The 5,406-nt window shown below is 56.7% G+C and carries 3 protein-coding genes and 3 pseudogenes; 2 read left to right on the forward strand and 4 right to left on the reverse strand.

All coding sequences use genetic code 11. The features are described 5' to 3' along the window. Positions 1–120: 120 nt before the first annotated feature. From B9H04_RS17200 to B9H04_RS18410, 3 genes and pseudogenes are all read right to left on the reverse strand, one after another. Positions 121–708 (reverse strand): annotated as a pseudogene (locus tag B9H04_RS17200) (DUF790 family protein); the annotation flags it as partial. Further along, positions 695–1,936, reverse strand: a pseudogene (locus tag B9H04_RS17205) (DEAD/DEAH box helicase); the annotation flags it as partial. The pseudogenes B9H04_RS17200 and B9H04_RS17205, both read right to left, overlap by 14 nt. 230 nt (positions 1,937–2,166) lie before the next feature. Next, positions 2,167–2,364, reverse strand: a complete 198-nt coding sequence (locus B9H04_RS18410; RefSeq protein ID WP_049933577.1) for a hypothetical protein — start codon at positions 2,362–2,364, stop codon at positions 2,167–2,169. Between the two features lie 133 nt (positions 2,365–2,497). On the opposite strand from B9H04_RS18410, the gene B9H04_RS17210 reads away from it, so the two are divergent. Beyond that, complete coding sequence (locus B9H04_RS17210) at positions 2,498–4,474, forward strand: SWIM zinc finger family protein (protein ID WP_085682887.1); 1,977 nt, start codon at positions 2,498–2,500, stop codon at positions 4,472–4,474. 300 nt (positions 4,475–4,774) lie between these two features. Here the strand turns inward: B9H04_RS17210 and B9H04_RS19485 are convergent, their stop codons facing one another. Beyond that, positions 4,775–4,903 (reverse strand): hypothetical protein, encoded by a 129-nt coding sequence (locus B9H04_RS19485; protein WP_276325179.1) that lies wholly within the window; start codon positions 4,901–4,903, stop codon positions 4,775–4,777. A 122-nt stretch (positions 4,904–5,025) separates the two neighbouring features. Between B9H04_RS19485 and B9H04_RS17220 the strand changes: the two are divergent. After that, positions 5,026–5,406, forward strand: a pseudogene (locus B9H04_RS17220) (IS4 family transposase); the annotation flags it as partial.

Here is a 5,406-nt window from a genome sequence, read left to right on the forward strand (position 1 = left end):
TCGGTGAGGTGGTTAGGCAGCGAGTACGAACGTGTTTGAGACGTGATGACGGCGGTGTATCCCCTCCCTACTCGCTCCCGCTGGTCGCTCCTTGAGGAAGGGGGCTTACCGCCTGTATTCTGCTAAATTGTACCGTGCGAGCAGCCAGTCGACGGTCTGGGCTGTCTGGTCGTAGGCCTGCTTGCTGTTGCCGGTCAACTTCGTCGTCGACGTGGTCTCAGCAGCGTCGTAGTCCGCAACCGTCTGGTCACCGAACCGAACTAGGAGCTTGTTTTCGTCCAAATCCGCGTACATCCCTCGGTAACACTCTTCGAGGGAGATTCCGAGTTCGTCAGCGACAGCACTGTACACTTCGAGTTTCTGTGTGTCTTCCCCGAGTGTGGGTTGGCGAACGATCGGATAGCGTCCGTTCGCGCGCTCGAATAGGCGCTGGCGAATCTCTTGAGGGTCGACTGCAGCCTGTTGTTCAAACTCACATTCGTCTTTCAGTAGCTTCGCCAGTCCCTGGACAATTTTGTAGTCAGTATTGTCGACGGTTAGGTCGTCAATGGCAGCTTCAAGTTCGCCTTTCGGTTCGCCGAGGTGGTTCTCAAAGAGATCGATGAGTGTGGCCGCCGTCGACCGATACTGTTCATCGGAGATGTCGATGAACAGCGGGCGAACTTCTCCATCACGTGTGCGCGAGCGTGCGAGGTCAGCCGTCAGCACTACTACTCACCCCATCGCGGCGTCGCTGAGACACGTATGTCTCCATCGTGTCGATGGTGATAATCTCGTAGAGGCGGGCTGGCTGGCGGTCGTCAGTCGGTCGAAGAATGCGACCGAGCCGTTGGGCGTACTGTCGTTTCGAAGCACTCCCGGAGAGGATGATCCCAACGTTGGCCGCGGGCACGTCGATACCCTCGTCGAGCACTTGGGAGGTGGCAAGCATCGAGTACTCACCTGTTCGGAACCGTTCGAGAATCTCGGTGCGTTCGTCGGTGTCAGTCTGATGCGTGATACACGGGAGGACGAACTCCCGGGAAATGTCGTAGGCAAAATCGTTGTTCGCAGTGAAAACGATGACGCGGTCATCGTGGTGCCGTTTGAGGAGGTTATCGAGCGTGTCGAGTTTCTTTGTCGCCGTGCGAGCGATGCGTTCCGCACGTTGCTTGGCGATGAGGGCACGGCGTCCCTGAGGGTCGTAAGACGTGCGTTTGAGAAACTCCGCGTAGCCCTGTTCTTTCCAGAGGTCGAAATCATGAGTGTCGACATAGTCTCTGTAGAGCTGGTACTCGTCATCGTACGCAGACCGCTCCTCGCTGGTGAGTTCGACTGACATCTGAATGGTTTCGTACTCGCTCAGGAACTCCCCGGCGAGGTTGTCAACGACCTCCTCGTAAACGACCGGCCCCATACGATCTTCGAGTAGCTCTTCGCGGCCGTCCGCCCGTTCATAGGTTGCAGTGAGGCCAAGTCGGTACGGGGCAATCGTCATCTCCGGGATTTGTAGGTAGGTTTCGGCCGCCAGATGGTGGGTTTCGTCGGTGATGAGAAGGCCAAACCGGTCGCCATACTTGTCGATGTAGCGGTAGGCACTGTCGTAGGTGGTCACAGTCAAGGCGGCAATCTCGTGGCTCCCGCCACCGAGGACACCGATCTCTTCTGTAAGTTGCCCACCGAAGGCATTGGTTAGCGTGGCGTGCCACTGGTTCATCAAATCAATCGTCGGTGTAACGACGAGCGCACTGACGCCGGCGTCGGCGATGGCCTGCAACCCAAGGAATGTTTTCCCGCTGCCGGTTGGAAGGATGACGGTACCCTGGCGGTCATGGGTCCGCCACGCCTCAAGGGCGGCCCGCTGATAATCACGCGGTTCGATCTGGAGTGCGGGTGTCAGAGCGAGGTCCGGATAGGCTCGGGCAGCGTCTACAACGTCGTGGCTGAATCCATCCTCAGCTTTGAACGTTGTCGTGTTGACACTATTGGACCCGAAATCGGAGGAAAAGACGTTCTACGAGGAGTTTACGGTATCGGCCGAACTGGAGAGTGATTCACAGAGGATAATGAAGGTAGCGTTCAGGGCGTTTGAACCTCTAGTGGAAAGTGGAGCGTCTGCGGCTGAACTCCCTTTTCCATGCTCACACCGTCTCAGCCGCCATTTTCGGTCGATTAAGTGTTAGATACTCAACGTTCAAAGCTGAGTCCATCCTGAAGTGTTGCTTGGTCGTCGCTCTCAGCCCACTGGCCGGCCCATTCCAAGAGCGCCCGGTGTCGGTAAGCTTGTGCCCGGTACGCATCGACACGGTCGTCCCACTCCGCGCACGGAACGGTTTCAGGTGCGTTTTCCAGCAGGAGCGTCCCGTCGTCGAATTCGAGCCGCATTCGGTACCTGAACGCATGCGTGTCGGACGATTCAATCTGTCGGGAGGCTGGCTGAGTGCCAGAGTGCTAACGCACGTCAGTGAGAGCACAGCGTCACGTTTTCGGTACGTAGCATAGTATACAGATACAAAACATGGACTACCCGACACGAGACGAAATACGATCGCTCTGTACCGAACAGTCGTTCGAACGGGGTGTCAACTATTACCAGCAAGATCGGGTACAGGAACTGGACATCGACGGCGGCGAGATCAGATCCACTGTTCGGGGATCCAACTACTACGATGTCGCTATCGATCTCGTGGACGATACGGTCCGCTCTCGTTGTAGTTGTCCGTACGACTACGCGGGCGACTGTAAACACGTCATCGCGGTCTTGCTCGCCGTAGACGACCGAGACACCAAGACGGTGATCGATCCCGAACGGGACGAGACGGTCAATATCGATTCGGTGATCGAACAGACGGCACCCGAGGACCTCCGAGCGTTTCTGCGTGACATCGTTGCGGAGGATCGAGATATCCGCGATCGGTTCGTCGCGTTCGTCGGCGAAGACACGGCCAAAACCGTCTACGACTACAAGCAGGAGATCGATCGACTGTTTGACGACGCTGTCAGCCGGCGAGGGATGGTCGAACACGACACACACATCGACTTCTCGCAGTACACCGACCTCGCGGAGACACATCGAAAACGAGGCCACGTCCAGACGGCGACGGATATCTATCGAGCGGTTTCCGAGGCGATACGCGAAAACTTGGACCGGGTTGACGACAGCAGCGGATACTACGGCCGAGAGGTGGAACGTGCTATCGAGTCGTATACAGAGACAATCGCAGAACAGGACCTCGGCCACGAGCGAAAGCGGCCGTACATCCAGTATCTCTGTGAAGAGTTCGTCGGGGCAGACTACGGCTTCGCCAGCGACTACTACGACGACGCGCTCCGAACGCTCTGTACGACGGACGCAGACCTCGAATACTGGCTGGAGCAACTCGACGCACACATCTCCGGTGTCACACTCGACGCAGTACTATCGGGAGAGTCGTCCTCGAAAGCGGACGGCCGCCGAGATGAAACTGAAGACAGCGTCGATACAGCGGCCGGATCAGCGAGCAACGACAAGTCGACTATCCACTCCGAGCGGACGGACGACGTTCTCTACGTATCTGATTTCACTGACGGACCGCTCAGTACCGACGAGTTCACCGGTGGAGCAATAGATGTCGAACACTTGGCCGTCGGGACACTGAAACTCGAGTACTTCGTCGGTGACGTGTTCGAGAAGTTGCGCATCGATGAACCGACGACCGTCGAGAGACACACCGCTAGCGTCGAACCGACCGAATCAGGAACGAGAGACACGAACATATCGTCGTCACTCCAGAAGCGGCGGATATTCTCGACCTACGTCTACATCCTCGAGGAACTCGGCCGCGAAGACGCCCTCTCGCAACTCTACGAAGAGATCTATCTTGAGAGCAAACGGTTTTGTAAAGAGCACGCCCGACAACTGGTTGACGAGGGCAACAAAGACCGTGCGATCGAAGTCGTTGAAGATGGTATTCATACGTTCCGATCGCCTCGTAACCTTCGTTGGCTCGCTGCCGACCTCTACGAGGACCGGAATGTGGACGAGTACCGTACCACGCTGAAACAGTTGTTTCTCGATCATACGGAGTGGGCAGCGTACGATGACCTGAAGTCAGTCTGTGACGATCAGGAGTGGCAGTCGATCTACGAGGAATTTGAACGGCATTTCGAACGGGACGCTAGAAAGGACCTCGTCGCACTGTACGTCCACGACGACGATCTGAAAAAAGCGTTCGTCGAACTGAAAGAGAACGCAGATCTCTCGTCAGTTCGCCAGTACCGTGATCCGGTCGCAGCCACTGCGCCGGTCGAGTACTTCGAGCTCTACCGGGAGCTGCTCGTCCCGTTTGCCGCCAACGACACGGGGCGACGCCACTACCGAGACATCGCCGACCACCTAGAAGAGATACAAGGATTGGTCCCCGAAGCGCGGTTTGAGGGGTTCGTCGATTTCCTGAAAGACAAGCACTCGAACCGTCCGGCGTTCTTGGACGAACTGGAGAAGGCCGGGTTTTGAGCAACGCCGTGCTGTTCGCTGAGAGTTCACTTGTCAGCTACCCACCACTGAAGCGCTGTCTTTTACCCACAAGTTCACTGAGTCCCAAACAGACGTTTCAGACGCTGTCGAACCCAATCTATTCTCGGAAGATCGAGGTGAGGAGTGAATCGGGCGATGATATCGGCAGTGGGGGGTTGCTGAATGTGGTAAGCGAGATGAGCAAAATCGTCTCATAGGAGTGTTAAATCTGTAGATATCGAGGCTTCGGTCGGATTTATTGACCGCAACAACAACTCGATCTGTGGGTAAGAGACAGAGCTAAAACACGAGGCTTGCTCCTCGATTCTCCGTCACGAACCGGGGAGCGACACCGTCGAGGCGTACGTCGATGCCGTCGAAGTCGCCGCAGACGGCTACATCTCGGCTCTCAATCTCGTCGAGGTTCACTCTATCGCATCCGTCTTTAGCTAAGAGAGAAACCGCGTGACAGCAGCGGCTTATCGAGGCTTCTTTTCGAGAGGAATGAGGAGGCGGCAAGTGTACACCAAGACGCCTCCTCATCGAGAATCATGCGTCGGCTCACTACACTGTTTCCCTCCGAGTTCCTCGAAGAGCATGCCGAGGAACTCGGCGTGGTCGAGCGTGAGGGGAAGCTTCAGGTTCCTGTTCTCGTGTGGGCGCTCGTGTTCGGCTTCGCCGCAGGCGAGAGCCGAACACTCGCCGGGTTCAGACGCTGCTACAACTCGACAGCTGATGAAACGATTTCTCCCGGTGGCTTCTATCACCGGTTGACACCAACGCTGGCGGAGTACCTCTGCGACCACGTCGAGCACGGCCTCGACGAGGTCGCTGTTCCTGACACCGTTGACGCTGATATCGACCGATTCAGGGACGTGATGATCGCCGATGGAACGGTATTGCGGTTACACGAGTTCCTTTCTGATGAGTTC

Source organism: Halorubrum ezzemoulense DSM 17463 (assembly GCF_002114285.1).
GTDB classification, from domain to species: Archaea; Halobacteriota; Halobacteria; order Halobacteriales; family Haloferacaceae; genus Halorubrum; species Halorubrum ezzemoulense.

Coding starts and splice junctions, on each gene's coding strand:
- B9H04_RS17210 (WP_085682887.1), top strand. CDS start 2,498: ATGGACTACCCGACACGAGACGAAATACGATCGCTCTGTACCGAACAG.
- B9H04_RS18410 (WP_049933577.1), bottom strand. CDS start 2,364: ATGCGGCTCGAATTCGACGACGGGACGCTCCTGCTGGAAAACGCACCT.